Origin of the sequence: Natrinema amylolyticum, assembly GCF_020515625.1 — an archaeon.
Taxonomy (GTDB): domain Archaea; phylum Halobacteriota; class Halobacteria; order Halobacteriales; family Natrialbaceae; genus Natrinema; species Natrinema amylolyticum.
This window is the reverse complement of record NZ_JAIWPJ010000001.1, coordinates 33,175-47,847: the sequence shown is the minus strand read 5'-3', so window position 1 is coordinate 47,847 and position 14,673 is coordinate 33,175. Positions and strand designations below refer to the sequence as shown.

The 14,673-nt window shown below is 67.0% G+C and carries 14 protein-coding genes; 4 read left to right on the top strand and 10 right to left on the bottom strand.

The window, feature by feature from the left end; all coding sequences use genetic code 11:
• Window positions 1-80 precede the first annotated feature (80 nt).
• From LDH66_RS00245 to LDH66_RS00210, 8 genes are all read right to left on the bottom strand, one after another.
• The gene (locus tag LDH66_RS00245; protein ID WP_226479080.1) at window positions 81-1,319 is read right to left on the bottom strand and encodes a cation:proton antiporter; all 1,239 of its coding nucleotides are present in this window, start codon (window positions 1,317-1,319) and stop codon (window positions 81-83) included.
• Window positions 1,320-1,466: 147 nt separating this feature from the next.
• Complete coding sequence (locus tag LDH66_RS00240; protein WP_226479079.1) at window positions 1,467-2,906, bottom strand: MATE family efflux transporter; 1,440 nt, start codon at window positions 2,904-2,906, stop codon at window positions 1,467-1,469.
• Entirely contained in the window at window positions 2,903-3,532 is a 630-nt protein-coding gene (locus LDH66_RS00235) for a TetR/AcrR family transcriptional regulator (RefSeq protein ID WP_226479078.1), read from the bottom strand. Before LDH66_RS00235 ends, LDH66_RS00240 begins: the two co-directional genes overlap by 4 nt.
• A gap of 171 nt (window positions 3,533-3,703) precedes the next feature.
• A complete protein-coding gene (locus tag LDH66_RS00230; protein WP_226479077.1) occupies window positions 3,704-4,156 on the bottom strand; it encodes an RNA-binding protein in 453 nt (150 codons plus the stop codon).
• Between the two features lie 81 nt (window positions 4,157-4,237).
• Window positions 4,238-4,456 carry a DUF1918 domain-containing protein gene (locus LDH66_RS00225; protein ID WP_226479076.1) on the bottom strand — a complete coding sequence of 73 codons (219 nt, stop codon included), beginning with the start codon at window positions 4,454-4,456 and terminating at the stop codon, window positions 4,238-4,240.
• Between the two features lie 282 nt (window positions 4,457-4,738).
• Complete coding sequence (locus tag LDH66_RS00220; RefSeq protein ID WP_226479075.1) at window positions 4,739-5,632, bottom strand: ABC transporter permease; 894 nt, start codon at window positions 5,630-5,632, stop codon at window positions 4,739-4,741.
• Entirely contained in the window at window positions 5,629-6,708 is a 1,080-nt protein-coding gene (locus tag LDH66_RS00215; RefSeq protein WP_226479074.1) for an ABC transporter ATP-binding protein, read from the bottom strand. The genes LDH66_RS00220 and LDH66_RS00215 overlap by 4 nt, the downstream gene beginning before the upstream one ends.
• Window positions 6,709-6,841: 133 nt before the next feature.
• Window positions 6,842-7,531, bottom strand: coding sequence for a type 1 glutamine amidotransferase domain-containing protein (locus tag LDH66_RS00210; protein WP_226479073.1), 690 nt, complete (start codon window positions 7,529-7,531; stop codon window positions 6,842-6,844).
• A 152-nt stretch (window positions 7,532-7,683) separates the two neighbouring features.
• Here LDH66_RS00210 and LDH66_RS00205 point away from each other — a divergent pair, with 152 nt between their 5' ends.
• Window positions 7,684-8,148, top strand: a complete 465-nt coding sequence (locus LDH66_RS00205; protein WP_226479072.1) for an Hsp20/alpha crystallin family protein — start codon at window positions 7,684-7,686, stop codon at window positions 8,146-8,148.
• A 210-nt stretch (window positions 8,149-8,358) separates the two neighbouring features.
• Here LDH66_RS00205 and LDH66_RS00200 read toward each other — a convergent pair whose 3' ends face one another.
• Complete coding sequence (locus LDH66_RS00200) at window positions 8,359-9,357, bottom strand: DHH family phosphoesterase (protein WP_226479071.1); 999 nt, start codon at window positions 9,355-9,357, stop codon at window positions 8,359-8,361.
• A gap of 260 nt (window positions 9,358-9,617) precedes the next feature.
• Between LDH66_RS00200 and LDH66_RS00195 the strand changes: the two genes are divergently transcribed.
• From LDH66_RS00195 to LDH66_RS00185, 3 genes are all read left to right on the top strand, one after another.
• Window positions 9,618-10,796: a thiolase domain-containing protein gene (locus tag LDH66_RS00195; RefSeq protein ID WP_226479070.1), complete on the top strand. Its 1,179-nt coding sequence runs from the start codon at window positions 9,618-9,620 to the stop codon at window positions 10,794-10,796.
• Entirely contained in the window at window positions 10,796-12,247 is a 1,452-nt protein-coding gene (locus tag LDH66_RS00190) for a zinc ribbon domain-containing protein (protein WP_226479069.1), read from the top strand. The genes LDH66_RS00195 and LDH66_RS00190 overlap by 1 nt, the downstream gene beginning before the upstream one ends.
• Window positions 12,248-12,359: 112 nt before the next feature.
• Window positions 12,360-13,616 carry an inorganic phosphate transporter gene (locus LDH66_RS00185; RefSeq protein ID WP_226479068.1) on the top strand — a complete coding sequence of 419 codons (1,257 nt, stop codon included), beginning with the start codon at window positions 12,360-12,362 and terminating at the stop codon, window positions 13,614-13,616.
• A gap of 53 nt (window positions 13,617-13,669) precedes the next feature.
• Here the strand turns inward: LDH66_RS00185 and LDH66_RS00180 are convergent, their stop codons facing one another.
• On the bottom strand, window positions 13,670-14,668 hold the full coding sequence (locus tag LDH66_RS00180) for an ornithine cyclodeaminase family protein (protein WP_226479067.1): 999 nt from the start codon (window positions 14,666-14,668) through the stop codon (window positions 13,670-13,672).
• Window positions 14,669-14,673 lie beyond the last annotated feature (5 nt).

The window sequence follows — 14,673 nt, the reverse complement described above, 5'->3', positions numbered from 1 at the left end:
CTGGCGCGGGCGGCAAAAACGCCCCGCTCGCGCGTCACCGGACAGTCGGGACGTGCGGCGTCGGCGGGACGGAACCGGTGTCAGTCCTCGGTCGTCGCCGCCGTATCGACGTAGACGAGTTCGTCTCGCGCCTCGAGCAGGCGCACGCCCCAGGTGACGGTGACGGGGACGAGCGCGGTGGTAAAGATCGCGATGAACACGAGGATCGAGAACATTTCGGCGTCGATGACTCCGGCTTCGAAGGCGACCTGCGCGATGATGATCTCGACGGTGCCGCGGCCGTTCATGCCGAAGCCGACAACCAGTCCCTCCCGGGAGGAGAGCGACGTCGGCAGCGAGAACAGCCACGAACCGATGATCTTCCCGAGGAAGGCGATCGCGACCAGACCCGCGAGGACGACGAACGAATCGAAGAAGACGCCGAACGTGATCTGGAAGCCGACCGTGACGAAGAAGATCGGGGCGAACAGCCCCATCGCGAGGTCGTACATGACCGTATGCATGTGCTCGTAGAGCCCGGGCTCGACGTCCGCCTGCCGGAGGAACATCCCCGCGACGAACCCGCCGATGATCATGTGGAGGTCCGCCAGCGTCGCGAGGTGGGCGAACAGCAGGGAGACGAGCAGGGCGAAGGTAAAGGCAGTCGTCCGGTCGACGAACCCGTACCGCTCGCGCTGGCGCTCGATATACCGCCACGCGACGGGGAGAAACCGATACCCGATCAGGAGCGTGATCGCGAAGAAGCCGACCGCCTGCAGGAGTATCGTCCCGATCTCGGTCGGGTCGAGCGCGCCCGCCGTCACGTAGCTGTCGACGCCGGCGAACGCGATGAGCACGCCCACGTCCGACGCGAGCGCGCCGCCGAGCAACACGTTCGCGATTCGGGTGTCCAGCAGCTCGAGGTCGGCGAGGATCCGGGACTTCGTGGCCAGCGACGTGGCGGCCATCGCGAGTCCGAGGAAGAGCGACGCGCCGACGGAGACGCCGAGCCAGACGCCAGCCGCGTAGCCGAGGCCGAACGGGATGACGAAGGCACCGAAGGCGATCAGCAGCGACTGCGGACCGAGCTTGAACAGTTCGCGGAGGTCGACCTCCAGACCGACGTAGACCATGAGGAGGAACACGCCGAGCTCCGAGAGGACCGAGAGGAGCTCCGAGGGGCGCAAGAGTCCGAGCAGTGGGGGTCCGAAGGCGATGCCGGCGAACAGCTCACCCATCATCGTCGGGTAGCCGAGGCGCTCGGCGAGCGCGCCGAACACCCACGCGACCGAGAGAACGAGCAGGAGGCTCAGAATATCGATGTTGACGGCTTCGACCATCTGGTTACACCCCTCTCTCGCTCATCGATCGAACGCCTCGTCCGGTCCGATTGCGGACCTGCCAGTGTCGACTCACGGCTCGTTCACCTCTCGAAACGCGGCTCGGTCGGTTGTGACGGCACACACCCACTTTACTGGACAGGGGAGTCAGTCGTCGGTACTGGGCTCGATGTCGTCGCCGATCGTCGGCCCCGCCGGGCCCTCGGTGACGTCGGCGTCTCGCCACGTTCCCCGTCGGTACCAGCCGTAGGCGAGGCCGGCACCGACGACGTTCGAGGCGGCGAAGGCGAGCCAGATGCCGCGGTACTCCATCGCCGTCTGCGAGAGCCCGTAGGCGATCGGGAGCCGGACGATGCCGTAGGTCACGAGGACGATCGCCGCCGCGGTGAGCGTCTTGCCGGTCCCGCGGAAGCTGCCGTTGTAGGCCCGCATCACGCCGATGAAGCCGAACGACGGGGCGACGTACCGGAGGAAGGTGACCCCGACTTCGATGACTTCGGGGTCGTTGGTGAAGACGGCGGTGATGGGCCGTGCGCCGAGCCACGCTACGACGCCCAGCGCTCCGAGGACGACGAACATCGTGCGGGCGGCGAAGCTCGCTGCGGCCTCCGCGCGCTCCGGTTTGTCGGCACCGACGTTCTGTCCGGTCATCGTCTCGACGCCGCGGGCGACCGCGATCGCCGGGAGGAAGATGACCGAGAACACGCGCGTGCCGATCCCGTAGGCGGCGACGACGTAGGTGGGGAACAGGCCGACGATCACCAGTAACAGATTGATCGACAGTGCGCGTCCCATTCCCTCGATCGACGCCGGAAATCCGATCGTCACGAGTTTCTTGGCGAAGGAGAGGTCCGGACGCATCTGGCGGAGCCGAATCCGAACGCCGCGCGCCCCGCGGAACATGATCGCCAGTCCGACGACGAGCGCGAGCGCGCGGGAGAAGACCGTGGCGATCGCCGCGCCTTCGATCCCGAGTCTGGGAAACGGCCCCCAGCCGAAGATCAGGAACGGGTCGAGGACGACGTTCAGGAGGACGGAGCCGAACATCACGAGCATCGGCGTGATCGTGTCCCCGTAGCCTCGCATGAGCGCGATGAAGACGAAGAAGCCGAACATGAAGGGCATCCCGAGCGTGATGACCTGCATGTAGTCGGTCGCCAGCGGCAACACGTCCGGCGACGCGCCGAGGAGGCCGAGCAGTTCCTCGACGAAGACGTAGCCGACGAGTCCGAGCCCGACCGCGCCGAGCAGCGACAGCGCGACGGTCTGGGAAGCGGCGTACTCGGCCGCCGATTCCTCGTCCCCACCGATGTGCTGGGCGACGAGGACGCTCCCGGCGACCGACAGCCCCATCCCGACGGAGATGAGCAGGAAGACCATCGGGAACGCGAAGCTGATTGCCGCGAGCGCTTCGGTGCTGTACTGGCCCAGCCAGAACGTGTCGATGAGGTTGTAGGCCGTCTGCAACAGGTTCGTCACGATGATCGGCAGCGACAGATAGAACAGCGGTCCCGCGATGTCGCCCGAGGTGAGATCGAACTCGTCGCGGCCCTTGAAGAGTTCGGAAATCCGATCTAGCAGGCTCATTCGCGGTTCTCTCCGTTATTCTCGGTCGGCGCGTCCTCACCGGACGCCCCGTCCGGGCGCAGGGTTTCGTCGATGTACGCGTGGACGTACTGGCGGGTCCGCTCGGGCGGGCGGTCGACCGCGGTCGCTCGCGTCTGCGCACCGTGGAACAGCGTCACGAGGAAGTCGGCCGTCTCGTCCGGATCCACGTCCTCGCGGAACGCCCCCGACTCGAGGCCGTCCGCGATGAGCTCCTCGATGCGATCGTGGAGGGTGCGATCGAACTCGGCCAGTTGCTCCCGGTAGGCCTCGTTGTACGGTGATTGGGCCTTGATCTCGAGGATCGCCGTCCGGAACTCCTCGGCCGACTCATCGTCCGACGGCGTCAGCAACTCGTCGAGGAACGCGTGGAGTCGCTCGGCCGGCGTCTCGCCGGGAATCGTCTCGGTTCGCTCCTCGAACCGGTCCAAGAGATACTCGAGAAAGGACTCGAGGAGATCCCGTTTCCCCTCGAAGTGATAGTGAAGGGTGCCCTTGCTCTTGGTCGATTCCTCGGCGATGTCCTGCATCGTCAACTCCGCGTAGCCGTGCTTGCAGAGCGCGCGATACGTCGCGTCCATCAGATCGTCGATCGTCTCGTCCGTCATTCAGAATATGTCTACACAAACTTACTGACTGGCCAGTCAAAAGCGCTTCGCACCCGGACGATTACGTTCGGTCGAACGGGGGTCGGACGACTGTTCGAGACCGGTGAGAGACGTCGAGATCGGCTCAAAGTGCAGAAATGGGACGAACGGCTCCGACGAACGCCGGGATAGTCAGTCCTGTTCGCGCAGTCGTTCGAGGACTTCTTCGGCGTTCTCGACGGCCCGTTCCTTCTTCGCCGGGTAGGCCTCGACCTTCCCGCGGAAGGTGATGCCCTGCCCGAGGCGGACGTCGCCCGCGAAGGCCGCCTGCTTGTCGAGGCGCAAGAAGAGTTCGGTGTTCTCGGTGACCCGCTCGTCGAGTTCGTCGATCAGGTCCTCGAAGCTCTCGAGGTCGGCCAACCGGGAGAGGACGTGACGGACGTCGTCGGCGTTCTCGACGCGCGCGGAGAGGACGAGGATGCGGTCGCCGTAGTGGCCCTCGCTCTCGGTGCGCTCGAGTTCGAACGGCTCGTCGTCGTCGCCGTCGGGGAGGAAGGTTCGGAGCGCCTCCTCGACGCGCTTTTCGTCCTCGGTGGCGTAGCAGAACGTCCGTAAATCGACGTAGTGAAGCGGTATTTGTGGCATCTGCGATTCGAAATTCGGTGTGGTCGGTGCGGGCGCGATGGTGACGGGGGCTCGAGCGGCGATCCGGCCCGCGAACGGTGCTTATTCCTCGTCGGCGTCTTCGGCGTCGGCCTCGTCGGCTTCGTCGGCCGCCTCGAGGTCGTCCTCGGGGACGCCGGCCTCCTGGCCGTCGTCGAAGCTGATGGTGTAGGTAACGTCGCCGAACATCGACTCCATGGTCTGGGAGACGGTGCCGGTTTCGCCGTCGAACTCGCTGTGCTCGTCGTGCAGGACGACGCGATCGTCTTCCTCGAAGCTCATAGGAGGTGATTCCCCGTCTGCGTGTAAAAAGGGACTGATTCGCGGCAAGTGATCGGCAGATACGTGGAACGGAACGACGAACCCACGACGACTGCCTCCGGACGGAACCGACGACGAGCGTTCTGCTCACGCGGCGACAAGGGATTTCCACGCCCTCCCCAGCCGACTCGCTCACTCCCACGGTCGCTCGCTCGTCCCTCGCACGAATTCGGGTCGCGGCTCACTGTTCGTTCGCCGCGACCCCGCGTGCGCCACCGCATTCGGTCAGTTGCCTCGAGCCGGTCAGTTCAGATCGGCCCGCTCGAAGCGCCGGTAGCCGATCGCGACCGGGACGACGATCCAGACCAGCAGGACGACGGCGGCGAACCACTCCGTCAGGTAGAACGGGACCTCCCCGGCGACGCGGTTCGCCGTCAGGAGCGTCCCCTCCTGGAACGAGCCCCCGGGCACGTCCTCGACGATGTTCTCCCAGCCGACCAGCGCCGGCACGTAGGCGTCGATCAGCGAGGCCACGGCCTGTCGGTAGGCCTCGAGCGGGTTCAATCGGAGCGCGAAGAGGTACCACGTCGGGGCCTCGAGCCCGACGAGTTCCCCCTCGAGCAGGTAGTGGACGCCGGCGATCAGCGGATGCCAGAGCATGGTAAAAAGGATGTAGCTGCCGATCGCGCCCCCCATCGCCCGCATTCGGGTGTCGGTCATCGCCGAGACGCCGACGGCGATACCGGTGAAGGCGGCCCCGAGCAGGAGCGTCAGGGCGACGAACCCCAGGACGGTCCCGACGGGCAGCGAGCCGAACAGGGCGATCATGAGGGCGGCAGCGAAGGCGCAGGCCACGAGCGTCGCGACGACGATGACGCCAGTGCGACTGGCGAGTTTTCCGAAGAGCACGTCGCGGCGGTTGTGGGAGAGCCCGAACAGGATCCGGAGGCTGCCGGACTGGCGTTCCCCGACGATCGCCATGTAGCCGACGACAAGGGCGATGATGGGGACGAATATCTGGCCGCCGACGTTCGTGAAGAAGAAGATGACGTCCGTCGCGCTCGGATCCTCGATCTGGGCCGACGCGCCGAGCGTCACGATCCCCATCAGGAGCAGGAAGATCGCGGTGATCCCCCAGACCATCCGCGAGCGGACGACGTCCTCGAAGTCCTTCCGCGCGATCGCGACCCATGTCATCGGTCCGCCCCCTCGCCCGTCTCGCGGGTCGATTCGCTCTCCGAGGCGCGTTGTGCCTCGCTCGCCTCGAGCGACCGATCCGCCTCGCTCCCGTCTTCGATTCGCACGTCCGGCTCGGCTCGGCGCTCGGCCTCGAGGGCCGACTCCGACCCGCTTCCGGCTCCGGTAAACGCCGCGAACAGATCCTCAAGCGTTGCCTCCTCGACGTCGAAGTCGAGCACAGCCGCGTCGGACTCGACGAGTCGGTGGACGATCGTCGCCTTGGCGCGCGGATCGGTGTAGGCGACGTGCAACCCGTCGGTCTCCCGGGAGACGTCGGTCACCCCCTCGATCGCGGTCAGGTCGGTGATCGGCTCGCCGGGTTCGCCTGCGATCTCGACGACGAGTCGCGAGCCGACGCCGGCCGCCTCGCGAAGTCCCTCGATGGTGTCGACGGTGACCAGTTCGCCGTCGTCCAGGATGCCCACGCGGTCACAGACCGCCGCTACCTGGCCGAGGATGTGACTCGAGAAGAAGACGGTCGTCCCCCGCTCGGCCTCGTCGCGGACGATCTCCTGCATCGTCCGAATGCCGTGGGGATCGAGCCCGCCCGACGGCTCGTCGAGGACGAGGAGGTCCGGATCGCCCGCGAGCGCCATCGCCATCGCGAGCCGCTGACTCATCCCCTTCGAGTAGTCCCCGACCGGCCGCCGTCCGTCCGCTCGGTCGAGGCCGACGCGCTCGAGGAGCGCGTCCGGCTCCCGCTGGCCGTCCTGGGACTCGATCGCGAACTCGAGGTGTCGGTACCCCGACGAGCGATTCCAGAGGTCGAACCCTTCGGGCAGGACGCCGACGCGGTCGCGGACCGCGTCCGTCTCGTCCCGGGTGTCGTAGCCGAGGACGGTCGCGGACCCCTCGCTCGGCCGGACGAAATCCAGGAGCAGGTCGATCGTAGTCGTTTTTCCGGCACCGTTCGGCCCGAGAAAGCCGAATACCTCCCCTTCCGCGACCTCGAGGTCTAACTCCTCGAGGGCAACGACGGCTTCGTCGCCGGCACCGTAGCGTTTCGTGAGTCCCCGCGTTCGTATTGCCGGCATGTGAATCGATCAACACGAACAGGTAAAAATAGCCTTGGGGTTGTCAGAGCGGCGAAATGAGAACTACCGTGTCCGGTTCACGGAGTGGACGCGGGATGAAAAAGCGATCGCAACGGATCGAACGACGGTCCGTTCAGGCCTCGAGTTCGATATCGAGTTCCTCGAGGAGGGTCTCGGCCGCGGCGCTCGAGGATTCGGGGCCGCGGGCGGTGATCAGGTCGCCGTCGACAGTGACGCTGGTGTCCGAATCGAGTTCGGCGTCCCAGTTACCGCCGGCCGCTTCGACTTCCTCCTCGGTCCAGTAGGGCAGTTTCCGGCCGTCGGGCATGCGGTCGGCCTCGTCGACGATGCCCTCCTCCCACTCGTTCGGGAACCCGGTCACGTCGCGTCCGTTGACGATGAACGCCCCGTGGCTGTCGCGGGCGAACCCGAGCATGCCGACGGCGTGACAGACGACGAGCGCCTTGCCGTCGCCCTCGACGATGTCCCGGAGGAGTTTGCGGGCGTGTTTGTCCTGATTGATGTCCCACGCGGTGCCGTGACCGCCGGGGAAGACGACGGCGTCGTACCCCTCAGCGTCGGCCTGTGCGACCGGAATCGGATCGTTCAGTCGCTCGTCGTTCTCCGCTACCTCGCGGACGTGTTCGGCGGTCTCCTCGCCGACCTGCTCCGGATCGAGCGATCGCTCGTCGATGACCGGCGGACTTCCCGACGGCGTCGCGACCGTGATCTCGACGCCCGCGTCCGAGAGCGTCTCGAGCGGCTCGACGCATTCCTCTCCCCAGTACCCTTCTTCGCTCACGACGAATAGTGCGTCCGTCATACTCGTCGGTACGGCGGGCAGCCTAAAAACGACCAGCCCACCCCTCGGTTCTGCCGCAAGTCCCCGTACTAACACGTTCGCGTGCGGGACAGTCACACCGTCCGAGAGTGGCCTTTTTCGCCGTCGACCCCCTATATTCGATAGGTGATACCATGGCAGACCGACCCCGCCCGTTCGACGGTATCGACGACTTGCTCGACCGACTGAACCGCCAGATCGAAACGGCGGCCCGATCGTGGGAATCACAGGTTGACGACCGAAGTCAGCTCGATCTCTCGATGAGCGGCGCGGAGACGAGTCTGGACCTCGCCGACGAGGGCGACGAATTCGTCGTCACCATCGATGTCCCCGGCTACGAGAGCGACGACCTCGAACTGCGTCTCTCCGGCCAGACGCTGGCCGTGTCCGGTGAACGAGAGCATCGACAGGAGATCGGTGGCGACGAGGAGAACTACATCCGGCGCGAGCGGAAGACGCAGTCGTTCAGCCGGCAGCTTCGCGTGCCCGAACCGGTCGACGCCGACGGGGTTCAAGCGAGCGTCAACAACGGTATCCTGACGATACGGCTCCCGAAGCACGAGCCGGACGACGACGCACACTCGATCGACATCGAGTAGTGGGCCCGCATCGGCGAGCCGGACCGATCGCTTGAGCCGCCGCGGATGACCGCTAGCGACATCGCCGCTCGGTCGTTGCCGTCGATGACCGCCAGCGAATCGCCGCTCAGTCATCGCTGCCTCACGATCGTCTCAGCGATTCACGTCGCCGATACGTCTCGTCTCGATGATCCCGTCGCGACACGTCTCGTCCCGACGATCCCGTCGCCGTCAATCGTCGAGGTTCAGCGCGTCGAAAAAGCGGCGGGTGAGCCGGCCGCCGACGAACGCGAGCAGTTCGTCCTCATCGTTGTCCTCGTCCGCGAAGAGCCCGAGTTCGATCCGGCCGCCGGCCATGTCGTGGTGACCGCCGACCGCGCCCAGTTCGTCGAACCCCTCCTCCAGCGTCTCGCCGATGTGAACCCGCGGATCGATCGAGCGACCGCTCAACCGGATCGCGTCGTCGATGATGCCGTAGACGAGCACCGTATCGACCCCCTCGAGGTTCAGCAGGTAGTCCGCCGCCTGCGGCAGCGCGTCCGTTTCGCCGGTCTTGCCGACGCTCGCGACGAGCGACGACCCTCGCCGTTCCCGGCTAGCAATGGCTCGTCCGATCGCGTCCAGCGTCCCCGGCGAGAACGCGCTGCCGTACAGTTGTTCCAGGATCTCGAGTTCCGCGTCGGGGTAGACCGCGAGCGCGGCCTCGTACTCGCGTCGCGTGGGTTCGCGGACGAAGTCCAGGCGTTCCCGGTGGAGCGCGAAGAGCAAAGCGGAGGCGAGCCGCGACGTCAGGTCGACCTCGAGTTCCTGCAGGTACTCGATGAAGATCGTCGCCGTCGCGCCGTACTCGGGGCGAACGTCCTCGAACGCGGCGTCCGCCGACTCGCCCGGATGGTGATCGACGACGATGTCGGGAGTGACGCTCGCCGGTATTTCGGTGTTCGCTCCCGGCCTCGTGTGGTCGACGAACCCGACGCTCTCGTAGTCCCCGATCGAAGTCTTCGACAGCGTCTGCAGGTCGATCTCGAGTAAGTTGACGAACGCGCGGTTTTGCTGGTGGGAGATCTCGCCGCCGTAGGCGATCGTCACGTCCGCGACCGCGTGATCGCGCGCGATCGCCTCGAGCGCGAGCGCACTAGCGAGACAGTCCGGATCCGGATTGTCGTGGCAGACGATCGCCAACGAGTCGGTCCGCTCGAGGGCGGACACGAGCTCGGCCGCGCGGGACATAGTCGGTATATGGGAACGAGACGCTTGAATCCCGCGTCGCGTCTCAGTAGCGACGAACGCTGGATCTGGACGTCTCGTTTCTGTCCCTGTCTCGACCCGACCACCGCTCGAGGCGTTCGCGACGGCGGTTTCGAAACGGCCAGGTAAATTCGAGATCGGTTTCGCACATCGGAACGGTCGTGAACCCCTTCGAAACGGCCTGTTCGGCCCGGTCCGCTCGTATCGGACATTTATTTCACTTGGATCGCGAAAGGGTGTGTATGCGAGACGCATATCTCGTCGGCGCGGGACAGTCGGATTACGGGGCCTTCCCCTCGGAGAGCTACCGGTCACTGTTCCGCACGGCGTTCGACGCGGCGACGGACAGCGTACCGAAGGGACTCGAGGCCGAGGACGTCGACGAGGCGTTCGTCGGCAACCTCGGGGTCGGCGGCCGCCAGCTCGGTCTCTCGGGGCCCGCGGTGACCGAACACGTCGGTCTCGACGGCGTCCCGACGACGCGGGTCGAGAACGCCTGCGCGGCCAGTGGCTTCGCCGTGCGACAGGCCGTTCAGGCCGTCAAGTCGGGGATGGCGGACGTCGTCCTCGCGGGCGGGTTCGAGATCATGTCGGACATGAGTTCGGACGCGACGAAGTACTGGCTCGGGGTCTCCGGGGAGACCGAGTGGGAGCGGCTCTCGGGCACCACGTTCTCCGGCGTCTACGCCCAGATGGCCAGCGTTCACATGGAGCAGTACGGCACCACGCGGGAACAGCTCTCGCGGGTGGCCGTCAAGAACCACGCGAACGGGGCCAAGAACCCGCACGCCCAGTTAGGCTTCGAGTGCTCGCTCGAGGACGCCCAGTCCGCGCCGGTCGTCGCGGACCCGCTCAACCTCTATCACTGCTGTCCGACCTCGGACGGCGCGGCCTGTACCCTCATCGTCAGCGAAGACGTCGTCGACGACTACACTGACGACCCCATCCGCGTCGCCGGCGTCGGTGCCGGCAGCGACAACGTCGGCCTCTTCCAGCGGGACACCTACACCGGCGTGCCGGCGAGTCAGCGAGCGGCCGAGTCGGCCTACGAGATGGCCGACGTCGAGCCCGACGAACTGGACTTCGCGGAGGTCCACGACTGCTTCGCGATCGCGGAACTGCTCGCGTACGAGGATCTGGGCTTCTGTGAGAAGGGAGAGGCCGGGCAGCTCATCGAGTCCGGCGCGACCGAACTCGGCGGCGAACTGCCGGTCAACACCTCCGGCGGCCTCAAGTCCAAGGGCCACCCCATCGGCGCGACGGGCGCCGGTCAGGTCGTCGAGGCCTACAAACAGCTCTCGGGCAAAGCGGGCGAGCGACAGGTCGAAAGTCCGACTCGCGGACTGACCCACAACGTCGGCGGCAGCGGTGGCGCGTCCGTGATTCACATCTTCGAGAAGGAGACGGAGGTGAGCGCGTAATGAGCGCGATCACCGGCGTCGGCGCGTACGCGCCGCGATTCCGCATCAGTAGCGAGGCCTTTGAGGAGGCGTGGGGCCAGTTCCACGCCGCCGGCGTGAACGAGAAGGCCGTCCCCTCGGCCGACGAGGACGCCCTGACGATGGGCTACGAGGCCGCGACGCGGGCGCTCGAGGCGGCCGAGACCGATCCCGACGAAATCGATTGGCTCGCGTTCGCTTCCTCGCGGCCGCCGGAGGCCGAGGAGGACCCGACCGCCCGACTGGGTGCGATGCTCGCTCTCTCCGAGTCGGCGACCCGGCAGGTCTTCACTGGCAGCACGCGGGCCGGAACGCGTGCGCTCTGGGCCGGTCTGGACGCGCTCGAGGCCGAGTCGACCACTGCGCTCGTCGTCGCGGCCGACGCGCCGAAGGGCGACCCCGACGACGGGGTAGACCACGCCGCCGGAGCCGGCGGGGCCGCGTTCGTCCTCGAGCGCGACGGCCCGGCCGAGATCGTCGACCGCGCCGAGTACGCCGCGCCGTATCCGGGGACCCGATTCCGCAACACCGGCGAGGACGAGACGCGGGAACTGGGCGTCACCCAGTACGACCGGCAGGCGTTTACCGAGACGATCGGCGGTGCCGTCGCTGGCCTCGAGGTCGAGGTCGACCCCGAAGCGGCCGCGATCCAGGCACCGGACGGGAAACTCCCCTACCGCGCGGCCGGCGCGGTCGGCGTCGGAACAGACGAGATCCAGGCCGCCGCGACGGTCCACGACCTCGGCGACCTCGGCGCGGCGAGCGTTCCGCTGTCGCTCGCGACGGCGCTCGAGGACGGGTACGACTCCGTCCTCGCCGTCTCTCACGGTAGCGGTGCGGGCGCGGACGCGTTCGTCGTCGAGAGCGGTGCGTCGGAGACACACCGAAGAGACGGCGACGTGCCGGCCGTGACCGCACTCGAGGGCGACGATCCGCTCTCCTACGCGGAGTATCTGCGCCAGCGCGGTGTCGTGACCACGGGCCCGCCGTCGGGCGGCGGCGCGTACGTCAGCGTCCCCTCCTGGCGGCGCTCGATTCCCCAGCGCTACCGGCTCGAGGCCGGCCGCTGTTCGGAGTGCGGCGCGCTCTCGTTCCCACCGGAAGGGTCCTGTGACGACTGCGGCGCGCTCGCCGACTACGAGCCCATCGAACTCGCGGGCGAGGGAACGATCGAGGCCGTGACGACCATCTCCCAGGGCGGCGCACCGCCGGAGTTCGCCGAACAGCAGGCGAAGGCGGGCGACTACGCGGCCGCGATCGTCGCGCTCGAGACTGACGGGGGCAACGAGACCGTCAGCGCCCCGGCGATGGGGACCGACGCGGATCCCGCTGACTTCGCGGTCGGTGACCGGATCGAGACGACGATCCGCCGGATCTACACCCAGGAAGGCGTCACCCGATACGGGTTCAAGATTCGGCCCGCAGGCGAGTAGCGGGCTCGAGTTCCCGTCGTCGACTCCGTGATATCGACTGCCGACGGCGTCGACGGATGTAACCCGGACCTACGGGGCAGGGTTTCTCCTTTCCTCCCACAAAGAACAGCGCATGGCGGAGCCATTACTCATCATCGGGTTACTGGTGGCGGTGTTCGTCGGGTACAACATCGGCGGCTCCTCGACGGGTGTCGCCTTCGGACCGGCAGTCGGGAGTCGGATCGTCAGAAAGGTCACCGCCGCGGCGCTGTTTACCGTGTTCGCGTTCGTTGGGGCGTGGACGGTCGGGCGGAACGTCATCGATACGATGAGCAACGAAATCGTCGACGCGGCGGTCTTCTCGCCCGAAGCGAGTGTGGGCGTCCTCTTTTTCACCGGACTCTCCCTCCTGATATCGAACGTGTACGGCGTCCCGGCGTCGACGTCGATGACTGCGGTCGGTGCCATCGTCGGGCTCGGGCTGGCGACGGGGACGCTCGACGCCGCTCTGATGTTCACGATCCTCTCCGCGTGGATCGTCGCCCCGTTGATCGCCGCTTCGGTGGGGGCCGTCATCGGTCGGTATCTGTACCCCTATCTCGACGCCAAGTTCGCGTTCGGTCGCCTTCGGGATCCGTTGATCGCCATCGATACCCGGGGGACGATCCCCCGTCCCAGAATCAACCAGAACGCGGCGTCCAGAGATCTGGGCGGGGCGACGCTGGTGATCGCGATCGCTTGCTACATGGGGTTCAGTGCCGGGGCCTCGAACGCCGCGAACGCGGTCGCGCCGCTGGTCGGTAGCGGGAGTATCGCCGCCGACCCGGCGATTCTCCTAGCGGTCGGGTCGATCAGTCTCGGCGGGTTCACGATCGCCCGACGGACGCTGGCGACGGTCGGCAACGACATCACCGACCTTCCGATCCTGGCGGCGCTTATCGTTTCGACAGTGGGGGCGACGATCATCACCGTCCTCTCCTGGCTCGGGATTCCGGCCAGTCTCGCAGTGAGCACGACGTCCTGTATCATCGGCCTGGGCTGGGGGCGAGCGAGTCGCGCGCGGACGCTCGTCGAAATAGCTACTCCCGCGCCGACCGAGGAGCCGGCCCCGGAGTTGACGACGGGCGCACTCACGGCCCCACCGACCGACACTACCGATGACACACCTGCGAGCCCGACGGTCGGCGAACTCTCCGAGGGGGACGCCCCCGACCCGGACGAACAGGTCTCGGACGGCGGCGTGCCGCCGATCGGCGAGGAGCGGCCGACCGAACTGTCCGCCGAAAGTCTGTTCGACCCCGCGGCCACGGCTCGGATCGTCGTCCTCTGGGTACTCACTCCGGTACTGTCGCTCAGCGGAGCCTATATCCTGTTTTCGCTCATAACGTAACTCCATCGTTCGCCGCTCCACTCGAGTCTCCTGAGAACTGCGCTCCCGACCACCTAGTTCCCGGTCAGCGCCTCGCTCGCCGGTGCGAACTCGATCGTCTGTCCGAGTCCTTGGTCGCTGGCGCGCTCGTAGAGCAGATACGCCGCGGCGACCGTCTCGATGCCCGTCCCGCCGCTGTCGAAGACCGTGATCTCGTCCTCGCTCGTTCGGCCGGGTTCGTTCCCGGCGACGACCTCGCCCAGTTCCGCGTGGACGTGGTCCTCGGTGATCGCTCCCTCCTCGAGCGCCTGGATGAACGAGCCGGCGTCGAACGTCGCCCGCTCGCGGAGGTCTGGGACGTACGTCGCCTTCTCGATCGTCGTCGCGTCCAGCTCGCGCTTGTCCGGCGAGTACTGACCCATCGCGGTGACGTGCGTGCCGGGCTCTAGGTCGTCGCCGTCGAAGACCGGCTCGCTCGCTTTCGTCGCCGTGATCACGACGTCCGCGCCCGTGACGGCGGCGGTGCTCGAGTCGACCGCGCGAACGTCGGCCGCGAGATCGTCGTCGAAGTCGGCCGCGAACGAGTCGCGATTCTCGGGCGTCGGCGAGTAGACCCGCACCTCGGCGAAGTCGCGGACGGTCGCGGTCGCGCGGAGTTGGCCCCGCGCTTGCGCGCCGCTACCGATGACCGCGAGCGTGTCGGCGTCCGCGCGGGCGAGTTCGTCGACGCCGACAGCACCCGCTGCGCCGGTCTTGAAGGGGTTCATGCTCGCGCCGTCGAGCAGGGCGAGCGGCGCGCCGCTCTCGGCGTCGAACAGCGGCGTCATGAACCAGGCGTCGACAGCACCGAATCCGGAGCTGTACATGTACCCGCCCATCGCGCCCGTCTCCGGGAGGACGGCGGCGTAGCTCGTGAGCATTCCCTCGGGATCGCCGCGGAGGAACTTCGACCGCGGCTGAGCGGGCGCGCCCTCGCCGCGCTGGCGATACCCATCACGGACGGCGTTGACGTATTCGGCCGGCGTCGCGAGCGAATCGACGTCTGCACTGGTCAGAAACAGCGTCTCGGTCATACCGA

What these genes read in the sequence shown, in the direction of transcription:
- LDH66_RS00215 (WP_226479074.1), bottom strand. Translation starts at nt 6,708, where the DNA reads ATGCCGGCAATACGAACGCGGGGACTCACGAAACGCTACGGTGCCGGC.
- LDH66_RS00200 (WP_226479071.1), bottom strand. Translation starts at nt 9,357, where the DNA reads ATGTCCCGCGCGGCCGAGCTCGTGTCCGCCCTCGAGCGGACCGACTCG.
- LDH66_RS00220 (WP_226479075.1), bottom strand. Translation starts at nt 5,632, where the DNA reads ATGACATGGGTCGCGATCGCGCGGAAGGACTTCGAGGACGTCGTCCGC.
- LDH66_RS00195 (WP_226479070.1), top strand. Translation starts at nt 9,618, where the DNA reads ATGCGAGACGCATATCTCGTCGGCGCGGGACAGTCGGATTACGGGGCC.
- LDH66_RS00245 (WP_226479080.1), bottom strand. Translation starts at nt 1,319, where the DNA reads ATGGTCGAAGCCGTCAACATCGATATTCTGAGCCTCCTGCTCGTTCTC.
- LDH66_RS00205 (WP_226479072.1), top strand. Translation starts at nt 7,684, where the DNA reads ATGGCAGACCGACCCCGCCCGTTCGACGGTATCGACGACTTGCTCGAC.
- LDH66_RS00210 (WP_226479073.1), bottom strand. Translation starts at nt 7,531, where the DNA reads ATGACGGACGCACTATTCGTCGTGAGCGAAGAAGGGTACTGGGGAGAG.
- LDH66_RS00190 (WP_226479069.1), top strand. Translation starts at nt 10,796, where the DNA reads ATGAGCGCGATCACCGGCGTCGGCGCGTACGCGCCGCGATTCCGCATC.
- LDH66_RS00240 (WP_226479079.1), bottom strand. Translation starts at nt 2,906, where the DNA reads ATGAGCCTGCTAGATCGGATTTCCGAACTCTTCAAGGGCCGCGACGAG.
- LDH66_RS00185 (WP_226479068.1), top strand. Translation starts at nt 12,360, where the DNA reads ATGGCGGAGCCATTACTCATCATCGGGTTACTGGTGGCGGTGTTCGTC.
- LDH66_RS00180 (WP_226479067.1), bottom strand. Translation starts at nt 14,668, where the DNA reads ATGACCGAGACGCTGTTTCTGACCAGTGCAGACGTCGATTCGCTCGCG.
- LDH66_RS00235 (WP_226479078.1), bottom strand. Translation starts at nt 3,532, where the DNA reads ATGACGGACGAGACGATCGACGATCTGATGGACGCGACGTATCGCGCG.
- LDH66_RS00225 (WP_226479076.1), bottom strand. Translation starts at nt 4,456, where the DNA reads ATGAGCTTCGAGGAAGACGATCGCGTCGTCCTGCACGACGAGCACAGC.
- LDH66_RS00230 (WP_226479077.1), bottom strand. Translation starts at nt 4,156, where the DNA reads ATGCCACAAATACCGCTTCACTACGTCGATTTACGGACGTTCTGCTAC.